We start from the raw sequence: 17,158 nt of genomic DNA, 5'->3' as shown, positions 1-17,158 counted from the left end.
AGTTTTTGAGAGCTTATAAAGTTTCGCTTAACCATTTAAAGAATTCTCCTTGCCAAACCTGAGCATTTTGCGGTTTTAAAACCCAGTGGTTTTCATCTGGAAAATACACAAATCTACTTTTGATTCCTCTTAATTGAGCTGCCTGAAAAGCTTCTTGCCCTTGTCCGATTGGCACACGGTAATCTTTTCCGCCTTGGAAAATCAAAATTGGTCTGTTCCAGTTCTGAACCAAAGTTGCAGGGTTAAAAGTTGTATACGCTTTTTGGGCTACAGCATTGTCTTTTTCCCAATAAGCGCCACCAAAATCCCAGTTGTTAAAGAAAACTTCTTCCGTTGTTCCTAACATTGAAACCGTATTGAAAACTCCATCGTGAGCAATAAAAGTTTTGAAACGATTTTTGTGAATTCCAGCTAAATAAAATACAGAATATCCACCATAACTTGCTCCAACGCATCCTAAACGGCTTTTGTCAACATAACTTTCTTTAGCCACATCGTCAATTGCAGAAAGGTAATCGTCCATAACTTGTCCGCCCCAATCTTTACTAATTTGTTCGTTCCATTCAACACCGTGTCCTGGCATTCCACGACGGTTTGGTGCAACCACTACATAGCCTTTTGCGGCCATTAAAGAGAAATTCCAACGGTAAGAATACGATTGTGTTAACGCACTTTGTGGTCCGCCTTGGCAATATAATAAAGTTGGATATTTTTTAGAAGCATCAAAATTTGGAGGTAAAATTACCCAAACCAACATTTTTTTACCGTCTGTTGTAGTAACATAACGTCTTTCTGTTTTGCTTAATGTTAGCGTTTTGTATGTTTCAGTATTTACATTAGAAAGCTGTTTCCAAGTATTTTTCTTCAAGTTGAAAGAATAAATTTCAGCAGCATGATTCATATCGTTTCTGGTTACGATAATTTCATCGCCAGAAAAACCAACTAAATCATTTACATCAAAATCTCCTTTTGTTATTTGGCGAACCTGAATAGCAATTTTAGTCAAACCAGGGAAATTAACTGCGAAAATTTGTTTTGTTCCATCAATTGGAGCAACAAAGAAAACCGTTTTTCCGTCTTTGCTCCAGATAAAATTATCCACAGTTCCGTCCCAGTTTGCTGTTAAGTTCGTTTTGATCCCTTTAAATTCAACAATAATATCGTTTTTATCAGACTCATAACCGTCACGTTTCATTTGCAACCAAGTTAAATTTCCTGTTGGAGAAAATTGTGGAGCCGTATCGTAACCTAAATTACCATCCGTTTTATTAACCGTTTTTTGAGTTTCTAAATTGTACTCATAAATATCGGTGTTGGTAGAAATTGCATAAGCAGTTCCTGCTTTTTTCTTGCAAACGTAGAAAATGCTTTTGCTGTCTGGCGACCAAATGTAATCTTCGTCGCCGCCAAAAGGTTTTTGCGGAGAATCGAAAGTTTCGCCTTTTAAAATGTCAATTCCTTTTGCGCCGTCTTTGTTTTCTTTATAAAAAACGTGATTGAACTTTCCTTCGTTCCAAGTATCCCAATGACGATAATCTAAACCATCATAAATTTGAGCGTCAGATTTTGTCAGATTTGGATAAAAATCTTTACCTAAAACTTTATCGATTTTTACTTCTTCATTATAAACAACATATTTTCCGTCAGGCGAAATGTTTTTGTCTGCTAGAATATCTTTTGTGTCTTTAATTTCAACCGCATTTCCTCCAGTTACAGGAATCGTATACAATTTTGAAGACGATTTATTTTCTTCTACAGAAGGCGTAGAAACTTTAAAAACCACATTTTTTGCATCTTTAGAAATGCCAAGAGGCGTTACTCTTCCTAATTTCCATAACAATTCTGGCGACATTACATTCTGTCCGATAGCGTTTAAACTCATCATTATTAAGGTTGTTAATAATACTTTTTTCATAATCAATTATTCTATTTTTTGTGGCGCTAAAAATACAACATTTAAATTCCAATTAGTTAAATTCTCAATTTCAATTATTGTTAAAATTCCAATAAATTAAATTCCAAATTCCAAAGTTGAGGTAGTTTTCCTTCTTGGAATTTGGAATTTTAGATTTGGAATTTAATTAAGTTTTGTAATTTAACCCAAGATTGGAATTTGGAATTTAACTAATTGGAATTTTACAAAGATGGAACTAAGTTATTGGGAATTAAAAAACTGGTTTACAAATGTAGATTATGCCATCATCGGCAGCGGAATTGTTGGCTTACATACAGCATTACGCTTACGCGAAAGATTTCCTGTTGCTAAAATTTTGGTTCTTGAAAGAGGAATGCTTCCGCAAGGAGCAAGTACCAAAAATGCTGGTTTTGCCTGTTTCGGAAGTCTTTCTGAAATTTTAGAAGATTTAAAAACACATTCCGAAGATGATGTTGTAGCGCTTATTGAAAAACGATGGAAAGGTTTACAATTGCTTCGAAAACGTCTTGGAGATTCAGCAATTGATTTTAAACCACATGGAGGATATGAATTGTTTTTGAAAGAAGATGAATTTGGGTTTAATGAATGTATTTCTAGAATGCCTTTTATCAACGAAATCTTGAAACCACTTTTTAAAGCGGAAGTTTTTGGCAAAGAAACCGACCGATTCGGATTTGGAAATGTTCAGGATTACTTGATTTTTAATCCTTTTGAAGCGCAAATCGATACTGGAAATATGATGCAAGAATTATTGAGACAAGCAGTTTCTGAGAATATTTTAATCTTAAATCAGCAGACTGTAACGTCTTACGCAGACGCGGGAAATCATGTTGAAGTAGTTTTAAACGATTTTAGTTTTAAAACCCAAAAACTCCTTTTTGCAACAAATGGTTTTGCCGAATCTCTAACAAAAGGAGCCGTAAAACCCGCTAGAGCGCAAGTTTTGATTACAGAACCTATTCACAATTTAGATATAAAAGGAACGTTTCATTTAGATAAAGGATATTATTATTTTAGAAATATTAATAATCGAATTTTATTGGGAGGTGGAAGAAACTTAGATTTTGAAGTAGAAACCACAACCGAATTTGGTAACACGAAAATTATTCAAAATAAATTGGAAGATTTACTGAAAAATGTAATTTTACCGAATCAGGATTTTCAAATTGCGCACCGTTGGAGTGGCATTATGGGAATCGGAAATAGTAAAAATCCTGTTGTTTCTCAACTGTCTGAAAACGTGTTTTGTGGAGTACGTTTGGGCGGAATGGGAGTCGCAATAGGCAGTTTAATAGGAACCGAATTAGCAGATTTAATATAATGGCAGCACCCAAAAAACCAGCACCTAAAAAAACAACCGCAGCAAAACCAAAACCAAAGACGTCTTCTAAAAAAGGAAATCGTTCTTTGGGAGAAAAAATAAAATGGTTTTTTATTAAAGCCGCTTTATGGTTTTTTGGAGTTTCAATTGGGTCAGTTATATTTTTTAAATATGTTCCAGTTCCATTTACACCCTTAATGCTTATTCGTGCCATTGAAAATAAATTAGGCGGAAAAGAAGTGTATTTTGACCATGATTGGGAGCCGATCGAAAAAATCTCAATGAATTTGCAAAAAGCAGTTATTGCGAGCGAAGATGGAACTTTTTTAACGCATAATGGTTTTGATTTTAAAGCACTTCAAAAAGCATATAAAAGCAACGAACGAGGGCGTAGAATTCGAGGCGGAAGTACAATCTCTCAGCAAACTGCAAAAAATGTCTTTTTATGGCAGGGAAAAAGTTATTTCCGTAAAGGTCTTGAAGCTTATTTTACAGTTTTAATCGAAATTATCTGGGGCAAAGAGCGTATTATGGAAGTTTATTTAAACAGTATCGAAATGGGCGATGGTGTTTATGGTGCTTACGCAGCGACAGAACACTGGTACCGTCGTGATGCCTCAAGTTTAACGCCAATGCAAGCGGCTGGAATTGCTGCGATTCTGCCAAATCCAAGAAAATTTAAAGCTACAGGGTCTTCAAGTTATATTAATAGAAGAAAAGAAAGAATTGTTCGCGAAATGCGTTACGTTGGAAAAATCAATTACGATGGTAAAGAAAAAGAAAAGTAAAAAAGCACTTTTTGCTTTTCTAATCTTGACAGTAACGCTCACTTTTGGACAAGGAAAAAAAACAGAAATAGGTTTTATATCAGATAACGATTTGTATACGTCCTCTAAAAATGACATGTACTATACCAATGGTTTGGAGCTTTTTTATCGATTTTTGAGTAAAAACAACAATCAGAAAATCAATAAAGAAATTACCGAATTTAGAATCGGACAATATCTATACAATCCGAGATTTATAAATGCAGAAGCGGTTGATATAAATGATCGTCCTTTTGCGGGTTATCTTTTTGCTGAAGCAGGAAAAAGCTTTTTTTACCAAAGTGAATCGGTTTTGAAGACCGATTTTCAGATTGGTTTTCTTGGTCCAAATGCTTTAGGAGAAGAATTGCAGAAAGGATTTCATGAAATTATTGGTTATAAAAAAGTATTTGGTTGGGAAAATCAAATTCATAATGCTTTAGGATTACAGGCTCATGTAATGTATTCTAAAAAAATGTTTCCTTCAGAACATAATGATTTTATTGATCTTCATTGGCAATCTGAAGCCAATTTAGGAACTATTTTTACGGGAGTTTCAACTGGTTTTATGGCTAGAATTGGTTTTAAGAATCTACTTCCGATTTATGATTCTAATGTGCATGATGCTTCTGTAAATGTGAATGAACAACCAAATATTAAAGAATTCTATTTCTATGCCATACCAAGCGTCAATTATCAGTTTTATGATGCCACGATAGAAGGAAGTATGTTTAACGATACAAGCCCGATTACATTTGATTTAGAGCCGCTTCGTTTTAATGGAGAAGCTGGTTTAAAATATCGTTACAACAATTTTAATATTTCCTATTCTTTCATTTACCGTGGAAAAGAATTAAAAGATCCAGGAATTGATACGAATAAAGGATATTTTTATGGTTCGATTAGAATGGGATTTTTGTTGAGGTAATTCTTTAAGTAGCATTTTTTTATAGCAGAAAATAGAAAATCATCGAAAAAAGGCCGTAACAAATTTGTTACGGCCTTTTTTTTGGCATTTGCCTATATGAACTTTTATCTTAATAATTTCGGGGTACTAATTCAGAAATATTTAAAAATGATACTTTGTTCAATTACAGACATATTCTAATTTTTAAAATTTGAATATGCTTGAATATAATTATTCAATTTCCTACTCAAATATTTTGCAAAACTACAAATGATTTATTGATTAATTCTCAATTTAAGGTTAAATTTTTGTTTATAATTCAAAATGAAATATAAAAAAGGTTGTTGAATTATGTAATAATCAATTTAGGTACGAAAACACCTTTTAGTTTAATAATAAAAAATAATATTTTAGGATTGTATGGAGTTTGTAGAAATATATAGTTTCTTTTAATTGCTTACGAATAGGCTTAACTTTTTGATAATATGATGAATACATTATTTTTTTAAATTAGTAAAAAAATAATATTATGGATGTTAATTGGAATATAATTGGAGTTGTAGCAATCTTGGTTCTGATTTTGGTTGTGTTAACAATCAGAAAAAATCTAAAAGAGAAGAAGAAATTGGAAAACTTGCTAAATAACGACTTCAAAAAAGCAGAGAAAAAAGATGTAGATGCTGACGATTCTGCGAATGAGAAATAGCAGAAATTCTAAAATAATAGAAAAAACAAAACCCTCGTAAATTTAGTTTTACAAGGGTTTTCTGTTTTGTGGAGAATACCGGATTCGAACCGGTCACCTCGACGCTGCCAGCGTAGCGCTCTAGCCAAATGAGCTAATCCCCCGTGTTTTTGTTTTCTGAAGAATACCATATTCGAACTGTCACCTTCCCGATTTTTCATCGGGATACTCTAGCCAAATGAGCTAATCCCCCAAATGTGTAAACAAATAAAGTCAAATAATTCTCAAAAAACAAATTTCAGAGAGTTTCAAGAATATAATTTTTCAAAAGCGTAACTTTACCTTTAAATCTTTTTTTATGAGTTCTGAAAATCTAAATGGAAGTTTAGAAACTTCTTTTCAAAATACAATTGCAACAGTAGAGTTTGGCCATCCAGCAAGTAATTCTTTTCCGAGAGAATTATTAAATAAATTAACTGCTGAAATTAATTCGTTAAGCAGAAACGAAGACGTTTCAGTTATTATTCTAAAAAGTCAAGGCGAGAAAACTTTTTGTTCTGGCGCTTCTTTTGATGAACTTTTGAAAGTTGAAAATGAAGAGCAAGGTATAGAGTTCTTTTCAGGATTTGCACATTTGCTAAATGCGATGAGAAATTGCGATAAAATGATCATTGGTCGCGTTCAAGGAAAAGCAGTTGGCGGTGGAGTAGGGATTATTTCGGCATGCGATTATGTATTTGCAACTCCACAGAGTGATATTAAATTATCAGAATTAGCAATCGGAATTGGCCCTTTTGTAATTGAGCCAGCCGTTTCTCGTAAAATAGGAAAAACAGCTATGGCTCAAATGACTTTAGCACCGCACGAATGGAAATCGGCAGATTGGGCTTTTCAAAAAGGACTTTATTCGGTCTTAGCTTCTTCCGAAAAATTGGATGAAGAAGTCGAAAGTTTTGCTCAAAAATTAAGTTCGTATAATCCAGAAGCTTTATACGAAATGAAAAAAATTATTTGGGAAGGAACAGAACAGTGGGAATCGCTTCTTTTTGAGCGCGCCGCCATTACAGGTAAATTAGTTTTGTCTGATTTTACAAGAAATGCGCTGCTTCAGTTTAAAAAATAAAAAGATAGAAATTCCAATTAAAAAAATCCAAATTCCATGATGAACTCAATACTTGGGATTTGGAATTTTTCTTTACTTGGAATTTATTATTTAAACGGTTATTAATTTGTAAATTTGCAAGCTTAAAATTAAAAATCGATGAGTAATATCAGAATTACAAAACAATTTAGTTTCGAAACTGGACATGCATTGTACGGTTACGACGGAAAATGTAAAAACGTTCACGGACACAGTTATAAATTATCGGTAACGGTTATTGGTTCGCCAATTACAGATCGATCGAATGTGAAATACGGAATGGTAATTGATTTTTCGGATCTAAAGAAAATTGTAAAAGAAGAAATCGTCGACCAATTTGATCACGCTACTGTTTTCAATCAGACTACACCACATGTTGAATTGGCTGCTGAACTAAAAAATCGCGGACATCATGTAATTTTAGTAGATTATCAGCCAACTAGCGAAAATATGGTGGTTGATTTTGCAGAAAGAATTAAAAATCGTCTTCCTGTTGGAATTTCTCTTTTCTCATTAAAACTTCAGGAAACTGAATCTTCTTTTGCAGAATGGTATGCTTCTGACAACCTGTAAAAAGTAAATTGTAAAAGGTAAAACGTTTCTCATCTCACAACTCACATTTCACAAAATTCAATGAAAAAAATATATTTTGCTTCAGATCAGCATTTTGGTGCGCCAACTCCTGAATTGAGTTTACCACGCGAGAAAAAATTCGTTGCTTGGTTAGATGAGGTTAAAGAAGATGCAGAAGCCATTTTTTTATTGGGAGATTTGTTTGATTTTTGGTTCGAATATAAAACGGTTGTTCCAAAAGGTTTTGTTCGAATTTTGGGAAAACTAGCTGAAATTCGCGACAGCGGAATTCCAATTTATTTCTTTGTAGGAAATCATGATCTTTGGATGAATGATTATTTTGAAACCGAATTGAATATTCCAGTTTACCACGATAATAAAGAATTTACTTTTAATGGAAAAACCTTTTTAATTGGTCACGGCGACGGAAAAGGCCCTGGCGATAAAGGTTATAAGAGAATGAAAAAGGTTTTTACCAATCCGTTTTCAAAATGGCTTTTCCGTTGGTTGCATCCAGATGTGGGCGTAAGTTTGGCGCAGTATTTATCAGTAAAAAATAAATTGATTTCTGGCGATGAAGACATTAAGTTTTTAGGCGAAGAAAAAGAATGGCTGATTTTGTATGCTAAGCGAAAACTAGAAACCAAACATTATAATTATTTCGTTTTTGGACACCGCCATTTACCAATGATTCGTTCTGTTGGCGAAAATTCTGAATACGTTAATCTAGGTGACTGGATTGGCTATTTTACGTACGGTGTTTTTGACGGTGAGAAATTTGAACTTCACGAATTCAAAAAATAATTACTTTTTCGCATTCGGATAAATTCCGATTCTGTGCGTTCTCAAAATATAATTGGATAATTGTTTGCTGTTTGAAAGCTGAAAACTAATCGCATTTGAAGCTTTTTTAGGCATATGACATTCTACACAATTAGAAGCCAATAATTTCTCTGGCATTGTTTTTTGCGTTGTTTCATTATGCTTTAAACCTTGGTGGCAACTCATACAAATTTTAGAATACGACGCCATGTTTTTGGATGCATTCTCATGCGGATTGTGGCAAGTAATACAATCCATTTTTTCGCTCTTAATAAAACACTTACTCTGAGCCATTAAGCGAAATTGATTTCCGTGAACATCAAATTTTGCACTATCGGTGATATTTCTGTTTTCACGAAAGAACTCCGATAAGTTATCTCCAGGTTTAAATTCAAAACGAGATCTCAATTTCATTCCATCATTTCCTGAATGACATAAGGCACAAGCATCCAGTTTTTGTTGTCTGTTTAAGGTTTTAAAACTCGTAATACTGTTGGCGACTTTTACGTTTGGATTTTTTAAATGAAATTCGACATGTTTTTTTGCAGGTCCGTGGCAGCGTTCACAATCAATTCCGTAAACTATTGTTTTTTTGTTAATGATATCTTCCACATCCATAGACATAAAATTCTTTTCTGCAGAACTCTGATCCACCATTCTAGAACTCACATTAGAACTATGGCAGGCATAACAATCTTTTACAACCATTCGATCAAAATAAGGTTTGTCGGCTGGAAATCCTGGACTTGTTGCCCAATTATTTATGGAATGATAAAAAGAAAGCGGTAATTCATAAGTGTTGTTGTCTTTCCAATAAACTGAAGTTTGTGCATGTTTGGTTCCAAAGACAATTTCAAATTTGTATCTCGAATTTTCTTTTCCGTTTTTGTACAAAACCTGATACAAACTGTCGCCATGTTTTTCCATGACCAATTTAGTATTCTTATCGTAAATGAAAGTATGATTTTTAGAATCGAAATCTCCAGCGACATTTCCTAAAATAGCGGGAGCAGTAGCCTTAAAGTGAGAACTTTGAAACACCATGTCAGACTGTGTTTTATGACATTGCACACAGCTTTCTGAACCCGCAAAATCAGTTCCGCGAGGATCAATGTATTCTTCAGATTTATTGTTGCAGCTGACAAAGAAAATTGTCAAAAGAATATTGGTTAGTAGAAATACAGCTTTTTTCATTGCTGTAAATATACTTTTTTTTGATTTGAATCAAAATATATTTCAATAATGAAAAAATGTTGTTAAAATATTTAGAATGTGTCTTAATTCATTCCAACTCCATAAATATATTCATCTAATTCAATTTTGAATAGAGAACCTTCAACCAAATCTTTAATAGATTTTAATTCGGTCATATTTACAGCCAAATCTATTGAATTGCAAGGTGTTTTTAATAGAAATTTATGGCAAGAATATTTCATTTCGCAAGCTTCGCAACAAGCGTTTTCAATCATACTGTCTTCAATCAAATCGCAAAAAAGATTCAATTCCTGAACAGTGAAATAAAAACCAGTTTCCTTAAAAACCAATTGTACTTTGTCTGAAATGGTTGTGTTGCGATCCTTCCAATAGAAAGCTATTCCAAAGTTATTATGATATATCTGTTCAATTTCTCTCATCGTAAATCCTTTTAATTCAACAAATATAAATATTATTTAAATTAATTCTAAATAAAAAAATCATAAAAAGAATAAAATTTTGTTAACCGCATTAATTCTAGATTTTACTGATTTATTGACACATAGCGTTGAGATAAAAAGTCAGGCTCTGGCCACTTTTATACCAAGTACTTCTATTTTTTTCTCTGTAAAAGCTAGTTTCTGTCGCCGACGCTGCGGTTGAAATTGCGAAGAACTTGCTTTTCTCATCGGTTTTATCACTTTCAATCCATTGAATGGTTACGGCAATATCTCCCATTTCTTTATCCAGATAAATATCGTAAGGTCTTAAATCAACAGTAAACAAACCGAGTTTATTATCTTTCACTTCAAAAATGATGTCTTTTTCAATTAAGATTTTTGACGGAAGGCCATTTTCTACTTTATAAAAATTAAGCCTGAATTTAACTGATTTGAATTCATTTGAAGTAATATTGAAATTAAAATCATCGACTTTACAGTCTTTTTTGATTCGGAATTCCATTCCTTTTTCACGACTTAAATAATCGTCAACCGTTTTATCGAGAGAAGTGAAAAAATTAGAATGCATCAGCCCAAGACCTTTCGAACTTCTTCCAAATTGTTTCGGTTTTGGCTGTTTGAATTTAACGACAACTTCTTTTAAAGTATTTTCAGAAGGAGTCATTACAATTAAATTGGAATTTGATTTTAATTGGCCAACTACTATTTTTTTGGTTTCAAAACCAAGATGAGAAAAGAAAATAGTATCGTTTTCCGTTACTTTTTCATTGAGTTTCAAAATGAAATTTCCATTTTTGTCCGAAACAGTCCCGGTACTTTTAGAAGGAATTCCAATATTGACATATTCTAAAATGGAATTATTTTGTGAATCTTTTATTTCACCAGAAATTATATTTTCTTGCGCATAAATTCCAAAAGAAAAAAAGATAAATAACAGAGTAGTAGTATATTTCATTCAATTATTTTTAAATAAAGAAATGAAATAAGATTAAATCAGAAATCTATTTTATCCAATTTTTAACATTTTAGGAAATGAATTTTACTGCTATTTATAAATTATTACAGCAGAAGAAAATTTTAATTCATGCCGGCACCATGAATATATTCATTGAGATTAAGTCGAAATAAAGAACCTTCAACCAAGTCTTTTATAGAGTGTAATTCTATTGGTGATATTTCTAAATCTATCGCAACATAAGGTGTTTTCAATAAAAATTTATCGAAGACGCGTTTTACACCACGTGTATCATAATCGTTATGGTCTGTTGCGCATTCTTCAATTAAATCGTGAAATTCATTTAATTCTTGAACTGAAAAGTAAAATCCCATTTGTTTAAAAAGCAGTTGAATTTTATCTGATATTACTTCGTTGCCTTCTTTCCAATAAAATGAAATTCCAAAATCGTTTCGGTATATCTGTTCGATATCTTTCATGGCAATTTTTTTAGGCTACAAAGATACGAACTCTTTCTACTAATACTTGATTAAGAAAAGCATAAAAAAAAGCTAAAAATCGTTATTAGTATTTTGATTTTTAGCTATTTATGTAGGTTTTAGTGAACTTGCTTTTTTATAAAATTCGATTGTTATTTCAGCCAATTTTTTAGGTTGGAAAGAAATATTGCCTGCTGATCAACAAATAAATAATGAGAACAATTGTCTAGAAAAGCAAAACGTTTTTCGCCAGTTATTGCCTTAAGAGAATTAATTTGGGCTGATGAAAATATGCCATCGTCTTTTCCGTAAATTCCATAAATTGGAACACCAGCAGTTTTGATTTTTTTTAAAAAAGGTCTGCTGTCAATGTTGTTTAGTTTTTCGTTTCGATAAAAAACTAAAGGCGCATTTTTATTTCGAATATTCGTTTTAAAAAATTCCCCAGCTTCGTAATCGGCGTATAGTTTTTTAGATTCTGCAGTTGGATTTGGCATTTTAAAAAAGCTATTTTCTCCTGCAAGTTCGTAACATCCTTTTCTGTATTCGGCAGAATTTTTATTTAGATTTTCAACGATATCAATTTTCTTCAATTGTTCAGAATCGTCATGGTACTTTTTCTTTAGCGTATTTAAAATATGATCATACGTTTCCTGTTGAGAAAATAAAGCTCCCGCTAAAACCAAAGCGCTTACATTTTGCGGATATTTGTTGGTATAAAATGTCGCAACCAAACCGCCAAAGCTATGACCCAATATAATTGCTTTCTTTAGATGATACTTTTTATAAATCGAATTTAGATCCTGAGAAGCTTCTTCAAAAGTAAATTTTGCATCAGGATCTGCAGATCTTCCTTCGCCTCTTCGGTCGTAAGCAATAACATAAAAGCCTTGATTGGCTAGTTTTTGAGCTGTTGTTCCTTCAAATAAAGTAGCATTTCCGCTTGGACCGCCGTGAATGAAAATTACAGGTTTATTCTTCTCGTTTCCGTAAGTTTTGATATAAAGGTTTTGTCCGTTTGCAAAAACAGATATAAAAAATAAATAAAGAAAAAGTGATTTCATTTACTCCAGTTTCTGATGCTCGTCCATATCTCTTTTCAGATCTAAATTCCTAAAGGTCGGAGATTTCAATGCGGTGAAAACTACGGTCAAAAGCGTAACACTTCCGCCAAAAACAACCGAAGTTACAGCTCCCATTAATTTAGCAGTTGCACCGCTTTCAAAAGCACCTAATTCGTTAGAAGAACCAACAAAAATCGAATTTACAGCACCAACACGTCCACGCATATGATCGGGAGTTTTAAGCTGTAAAATAGTTTGGCGAATTACGACTGAAATTCCGTCAGCCAATCCGCTTAAAAATAAAGCGAAAACAGAAAGCCAGAAATAAGTTGAAAGTCCAAATAAGATAATCGATAATCCAAAAACAAAAATGGCAATTAAGAGTTTCTTTCCTGCATTTTCATATAAAGGTACGTAAGCTGAAACTAGCATTGTAATAAATGCACCCACAGCAGGAGCGGCTCTTAGAATTCCAAAACCTTCTGAACCGACTTTTAAGATATCTTGTGCAAAAACTGGCAGTAATGCAACAGCTCCTCCAAAAAGTACCGCTATCATATCAAGTGATAATGCACCAAGAACAATTTTGTTTTTAAATACAAAAGTTAAACCTTCCATAAGACTATCTTTTATAGATTCTCCCATTTTCGGATTTATGATTGGTTTAGCACTGATTTGCGATAAAGCAATTAACGAAAGAATTGAGAATCCGAAAACCAGACACATTGACCAATGAACGCCAATCCAGTTAATTGAAAATCCAGCTAGTGCAGGTCCCATAACAGCTCCAATCTGCCAAACAGAACTGCTCCAAGTTGCAGCATTTGGATATACTTTTTTAGGAATGATCAAAGATAAAAGCGAGAAAATAGTTGGTCCCATAAAAGAACGGACGATTCCGCCAAAAAATACTAAAGCGTAAATCGAATACAAAATAAGATGCGTAGACCAACCACCAACTACTTTTGGCCAAGTCAATAAGAAAAGTCCAAAACTGATTACTGAAAATCCTAAAATACATTTTACTAATAAGCTTTTCTTTTCTCTTTGATCTACGATATGTCCTGCAAACAAAGACATTGAAACGGCAGGAATAATTTCCATTAAACCGATAATTCCTAATGAAAGTGGATTTTTGGTTAAGCTGTAAACTTCCCATTCAATAACAATAAATTGCATTGACCAAGCAAAAACCATTGCAAAACGCAATAATAAAAACACGTTAAATTCTCTGTAACGTAATGCCTGATACGGATCAGGTTTGTTCGATTTAATCTCTTCCATTTGTTCTAATGTCTTTCAGCATAAGCTGTGTTGAAACAGTTCCGTTCCATTCGTTTTCTGCAATGCAATACGCCAGTTGAAACGGATTCTGATTTTTTACAATATTTAATTTTTTTCCTAATCCGAAACCAATTGCAGCAATTCCGTCTGAGTTGTTTTGTTTGGCAAAAAGCCTTAAATGTTCTTCTTCTGCACCCAAAGTTTTAGCATAACCAGTATCGACCGCATTTTCAGTCATAAAAACAGGCGTCATATTCTGAGGACCGAAAGGTTCGAATTGTTTTAAAATTCGAATGAGTTTTGGGGTTATATCAGAGAAATTAATTTCGGCATCGATCTCAATTTCTGGAGTAAGCATTTCTGGTAAAATGGTTTCTGAAACCTGTTTTTCAAAAGCATCTTTGAAAACTTTATAATTTTCTGCTTTTAATGTCATTCCTGCGGCGTACATATGACCTCCAAATTGTTCCAAATGTTCGGAACACGCATCAAGCGCATTATAAACATCAAATCCTTTTACAGAGCGAGCAGAAGCGGCATATTTATCTCCGCTTTTAGTAAAAACTAAAGTTGGACGATAATACGTTTCAATTAATCTTGAAGCTACAATTCCGATAACACCTTTGTGCCAGTCTTCTTGAAAAACAACTGTTGAAAAACGCTCTTCTTCATTATTTTCTACAATTTGCTGAAAAGCTTCTTTGGTAATTTTTTTATCTAAATCTTTTCTATCGGCGTTGTATTGTTCAATTTCTGAAGCAAATTGCTGTGCTTGTTCCAAATCAAATTCTGTCAATAATTCGACAGCATGATTTCCGTGTTTGATTCTTCCTGCAGCATTAATTCGCGGAGAAATGATAAAAACAACATCGGTAATATCTAGAACTTTCTTTTTTACTTGATGCACCAAAGCTTTAATTCCGGGTCTTGGTTCGCTATTGATCACTTTTAAACCAAAATAAGCCAAAACTCGATTTTCTCCCGTAATCGGCACAATATCGGCTGCAATTGCTGTTGCAACTAAATCTAGATAGGGAACTAAATCTTCTATAGTTTCATTTCGGTTTTGACCTAAAGCCTGAATCAATTTAAAACCAACTCCGCAACCGCACAATTCATCATAAGGATAGGAGCAGTCTTCTCTTTTTGGATCTAAAACAGCAACAGCATCAGGAAGAAATTCTCCTGGTCTGTGGTGGTCACAAACAATAAAATCAATGTTTTTAGCTTTCGCGTAAGCAATATGATCAATTGATTTGATACCGCAGTCGAGAGCAATTATTAAAGAAATTCCGTTGTCGTCTGCGTAGTCAATTCCTTTATAAGAAACGCCATATCCTTCGTCATAACGATCTGGAATATAAGTGGCAATATTCGGATAATGTGCTTTTAAATAAGACGAAACCAAAGAAACCGCTGTTGTTCCGTCAACATCGTAATCTCCGAAAACCAAAATATTTTCATGATTTTCAATTGCCTGCTCAATTCTCGCAACTGCTTTGTCCATATCTTTCATTAAATATGGATCGTGAAGATGTTCTAGAGAAGGGCGAAAAAAGTTTTTTGCGTCTTCAAAAGTTTCAATGCCACGCTGAATCAAAAGTGTTGCTACAAAATCTTCTACATTTAAGGCCTGCGCTAAATGTTTGATTTTATCTTCAGAAGGTTTTGGTTTTAATGTCCAACGCATGGATGATTTTAGATTTTAGATTATTGATTTTAGATTTAAGAAATCGAAAAACGTTTAATCTTGATGGATATTTTTTTAAACACATAGAATCATAGATTATCAGAAACTCTAAAAAGGCGTTTCTCTTGCATAAATGCACATAGTTTTTCTATGTGTTAGAAACTAGTTTCTTTTTGTTTTCTTTTATTCACAAACAAAAAACTATGTTTCTATGTGTTTATTTTTTTACGCAGAATTATTTTGCTTCTAAAGCATTTCCTTCAAACTGAATTCCGTCCCAGCCTAAGTTGATGAAATTTCTAATGTTTTGGTGATTTGTTCCGTTTAGATCGCCTAAAACTTCTTCGAAATAAAAAGCTCCGAAACAAGCTAAAGTTTCTTCTTTGCTTAAGTTTTGCAATTTTGCGAAAGAAAATAATTTACAAGAACCAGAATTTTCTCCGGCAGCATTATGCTGTGTTCCGTTTTGAAAAGCGGTTGGTGTAAAGTTGTAATTTTCTTCAATTACGGCAATAGTTTCAGGAAATGTGATTTGAGTTGGAGTTTGTTTTACTTTTTCTAAAAAGGCTTGAATGCTCATGATTGTATTTTATTTTTTTACATTAAGTGATATTGAATTTTGCATAGTTGTAACTTTTCCTTCATATGGTATTTTTACTAATATATGCAATTTGCTATCATCTATTGACTTTGGAATAAACTCGTAATTAAATTTTGTTTGATTGTTTTCACCTATTTTAATTTCTTTCTTATTTTCAACCTTATAAATTTCATATTGAGGTAATTTTTTATCTAATGTGTAAAATAAGAAGGTGATATTATTTTTTTTCCCCACTTTAAAAGATTCGACATCAGGAACTCCAATTAACATTTGAGAATTTATAAAATCGCGTTCATTTTTTGATAATGAATCTTTTAATTTTTTATTTTCATTTTCAAGTTGTGAAATTTTATCCAATAAAGCTTTTTCTTTGTTTGAACTATGATTTGAATTGTTACAGCTTAACAATGTAAAACAGATAATTATAAAGATTGCTTTTTTCATTAAACAAGAGAACTTTCTGGATTGTAAATAGGTTTTATTCTTCTTCTTTTTCTTCATCCTTAGAAAACTTACTTTTCTTAGGTTCTTTTGTTATTGTTTTTCCCGCAACGACAACGACGATTTCGCCGCGTGGAGCTGTTTTTTCAAAATGTGCTAAAACTTCTTTTGCTGTTCCGCGTACATTTTCTTCATGCATTTTTGATAATTCTCTCGAAACGCAAACTTGTCTGTCTTCTCCAAAATATTGCACAAATTCGGCTAAAGTTTTCACTAATTTGTGTGGAGAAACATATAAAATCATCGTTCGGGTTTCTTCGGCTAAAGCCAAAAATCGAGTTTGACGCCCTTTTTTATCAGGAAGAAAACCTTCAAAAACAAATTTATCATTTGGGAGTCCACTGTTTACTAAAGCAGGAACAAAAGCTGTAGCGCCCGGAAGACATTCTACTTCAATTTTATTTTCGACGCAAGCGCGAGTTAAAAGAAATCCAGGATCTGAAATTGCTGGAGTTCCAGCGTCTGAAATTAAAGCGATGGTTTCGCCGGCTTTCAAACGTGCAATTAAATTTTCGGTGGTTTTGTGTTCATTGTGCATATGATGGCTGTGCATGTGCGTGCCAATTTCAAAATGCTTCAATAATTTTCCGCTTGTGCGGGTATCTTCCGCCAAAATCAAATCGACCTCTTTCAAAACCCGAATGGCTCTAAAAGTCATGTCTTCAAGATTGCCAATTGGCGTTGGAACGATATATAATTTGGACATAATTCTTTATTCGTGAAATGTAAAATGTGAGA

Annotated in this window: 18 protein-coding genes and 2 tRNA genes; 7 read left to right on the top strand and 13 right to left on the bottom strand. The window is 33.1% G+C overall.

Annotated features, from left to right (window positions below):
- Positions 1-13: 13 nt before the first annotated feature.
- Positions 14-1,915, bottom strand: coding sequence for a S9 family peptidase (locus HNP35_RS00615; RefSeq protein WP_184159459.1), 1,902 nt, complete (start codon positions 1,913-1,915; stop codon positions 14-16).
- A 229-nt stretch (positions 1,916-2,144) separates the two neighbouring features.
- Here HNP35_RS00615 and HNP35_RS00610 point away from each other — a divergent pair, with 229 nt between their 5' ends.
- From HNP35_RS00610 to HNP35_RS00595, 4 genes are all read left to right on the top strand, one after another.
- Positions 2,145-3,257, top strand: a complete 1,113-nt coding sequence (locus tag HNP35_RS00610; protein ID WP_184159461.1) for an NAD(P)/FAD-dependent oxidoreductase — start codon at positions 2,145-2,147, stop codon at positions 3,255-3,257.
- Positions 3,257-4,045, top strand: coding sequence for a monofunctional biosynthetic peptidoglycan transglycosylase (gene mtgA / locus HNP35_RS00605; RefSeq protein WP_184159463.1), 789 nt, complete (start codon positions 3,257-3,259; stop codon positions 4,043-4,045). Before HNP35_RS00610 ends, mtgA begins: the two co-directional genes overlap by 1 nt.
- Positions 4,023-4,991, top strand: coding sequence for a lipid A deacylase LpxR family protein (locus tag HNP35_RS00600; RefSeq protein WP_184159464.1), 969 nt, complete (start codon positions 4,023-4,025; stop codon positions 4,989-4,991). The genes mtgA and HNP35_RS00600 overlap by 23 nt, the downstream gene beginning before the upstream one ends.
- A 508-nt stretch (positions 4,992-5,499) precedes the next feature.
- Positions 5,500-5,676, top strand: coding sequence for a hypothetical protein (locus HNP35_RS00595; RefSeq protein WP_184159466.1), 177 nt, complete (start codon positions 5,500-5,502; stop codon positions 5,674-5,676).
- A 69-nt stretch (positions 5,677-5,745) separates the two neighbouring features.
- Here HNP35_RS00595 and HNP35_RS00590 read toward each other — a convergent pair.
- Positions 5,746-5,819, bottom strand: a tRNA-Ala gene (locus HNP35_RS00590).
- 14 nt (positions 5,820-5,833) lie between these two features.
- A tRNA-Phe gene (locus HNP35_RS00585) sits at positions 5,834-5,908 on the bottom strand.
- Positions 5,909-6,013: 105 nt separating this feature from the next.
- Between HNP35_RS00585 and HNP35_RS00580 the strand changes: the two genes are divergently transcribed.
- The 3 genes from HNP35_RS00580 (at position 6,014) to HNP35_RS00570 (ending at position 8,173) form a co-directional block, all read left to right on the top strand.
- The gene (locus HNP35_RS00580) at positions 6,014-6,778 is read left to right on the top strand and encodes an enoyl-CoA hydratase/isomerase family protein (RefSeq protein ID WP_184159468.1); all 765 of its coding nucleotides are present in this window, start codon (positions 6,014-6,016) and stop codon (positions 6,776-6,778) included.
- A 138-nt stretch (positions 6,779-6,916) separates the two neighbouring features.
- Complete coding sequence (locus HNP35_RS00575; RefSeq protein ID WP_184159470.1) at positions 6,917-7,369, top strand: 6-pyruvoyl trahydropterin synthase family protein; 453 nt, start codon at positions 6,917-6,919, stop codon at positions 7,367-7,369.
- Between the two features lie 60 nt (positions 7,370-7,429).
- Positions 7,430-8,173 (top strand): UDP-2,3-diacylglucosamine diphosphatase, encoded by a 744-nt coding sequence (locus HNP35_RS00570; RefSeq protein WP_144217180.1) that lies wholly within the window; start codon positions 7,430-7,432, stop codon positions 8,171-8,173.
- Here HNP35_RS00570 and HNP35_RS00565 read toward each other — a convergent pair whose 3' ends face one another.
- The 10 genes from HNP35_RS00565 to rsmI all read right to left on the bottom strand — a co-directional run bounded on the left by HNP35_RS00565 (position 8,174) and on the right by rsmI (position 17,126).
- Positions 8,174-9,385 (bottom strand): cytochrome c3 family protein, encoded by a 1,212-nt coding sequence (locus HNP35_RS00565; RefSeq protein WP_184159472.1) that lies wholly within the window; start codon positions 9,383-9,385, stop codon positions 8,174-8,176.
- 83 nt (positions 9,386-9,468) lie between these two features.
- Positions 9,469-9,825, bottom strand: coding sequence for a hypothetical protein (locus tag HNP35_RS00560; protein ID WP_184159474.1), 357 nt, complete (start codon positions 9,823-9,825; stop codon positions 9,469-9,471).
- A gap of 112 nt (positions 9,826-9,937) precedes the next feature.
- Positions 9,938-10,801 carry a carboxypeptidase-like regulatory domain-containing protein gene (locus tag HNP35_RS00555; RefSeq protein ID WP_184159476.1) on the bottom strand — a complete coding sequence of 288 codons (864 nt, stop codon included), beginning with the start codon at positions 10,799-10,801 and terminating at the stop codon, positions 9,938-9,940.
- 122 nt (positions 10,802-10,923) lie between these two features.
- Positions 10,924-11,280: a hypothetical protein gene (locus tag HNP35_RS00550; protein WP_184159478.1), complete on the bottom strand. Its 357-nt coding sequence runs from the start codon at positions 11,278-11,280 to the stop codon at positions 10,924-10,926.
- Between the two features lie 152 nt (positions 11,281-11,432).
- The gene (locus tag HNP35_RS00545; RefSeq protein ID WP_184159480.1) at positions 11,433-12,344 is read right to left on the bottom strand and encodes an alpha/beta fold hydrolase; all 912 of its coding nucleotides are present in this window, start codon (positions 12,342-12,344) and stop codon (positions 11,433-11,435) included.
- Complete coding sequence (locus tag HNP35_RS00540) at positions 12,345-13,628, bottom strand: MFS transporter (protein ID WP_184159482.1); 1,284 nt, start codon at positions 13,626-13,628, stop codon at positions 12,345-12,347.
- A complete protein-coding gene (recJ, locus tag HNP35_RS00535) occupies positions 13,615-15,318 on the bottom strand; it encodes a single-stranded-DNA-specific exonuclease RecJ (RefSeq protein WP_184159484.1) in 1,704 nt (567 codons plus the stop codon). The genes HNP35_RS00540 and recJ overlap by 14 nt, the downstream gene beginning before the upstream one ends.
- A 235-nt stretch (positions 15,319-15,553) precedes the next feature.
- Complete coding sequence (locus tag HNP35_RS00530; RefSeq protein WP_184159486.1) at positions 15,554-15,898, bottom strand: HopJ type III effector protein; 345 nt, start codon at positions 15,896-15,898, stop codon at positions 15,554-15,556.
- Positions 15,899-15,907: 9 nt separating this feature from the next.
- A complete protein-coding gene (locus HNP35_RS00525) occupies positions 15,908-16,363 on the bottom strand; it encodes a hypothetical protein (protein WP_184159488.1) in 456 nt (151 codons plus the stop codon).
- Between the two features lie 34 nt (positions 16,364-16,397).
- Complete coding sequence (gene rsmI, locus HNP35_RS00520; protein WP_184159490.1) at positions 16,398-17,126, bottom strand: 16S rRNA (cytidine(1402)-2'-O)-methyltransferase; 729 nt, start codon at positions 17,124-17,126, stop codon at positions 16,398-16,400.
- Positions 17,127-17,158 lie beyond the last annotated feature (32 nt).

It is taken from the genome of Flavobacterium notoginsengisoli (assembly GCF_014207905.1).
Classification (GTDB): Bacteria; Bacteroidota; Bacteroidia; order Flavobacteriales; family Flavobacteriaceae; genus Flavobacterium; species Flavobacterium notoginsengisoli_A.
This window is presented reverse-complemented; position numbering and strand designations above follow the sequence as displayed.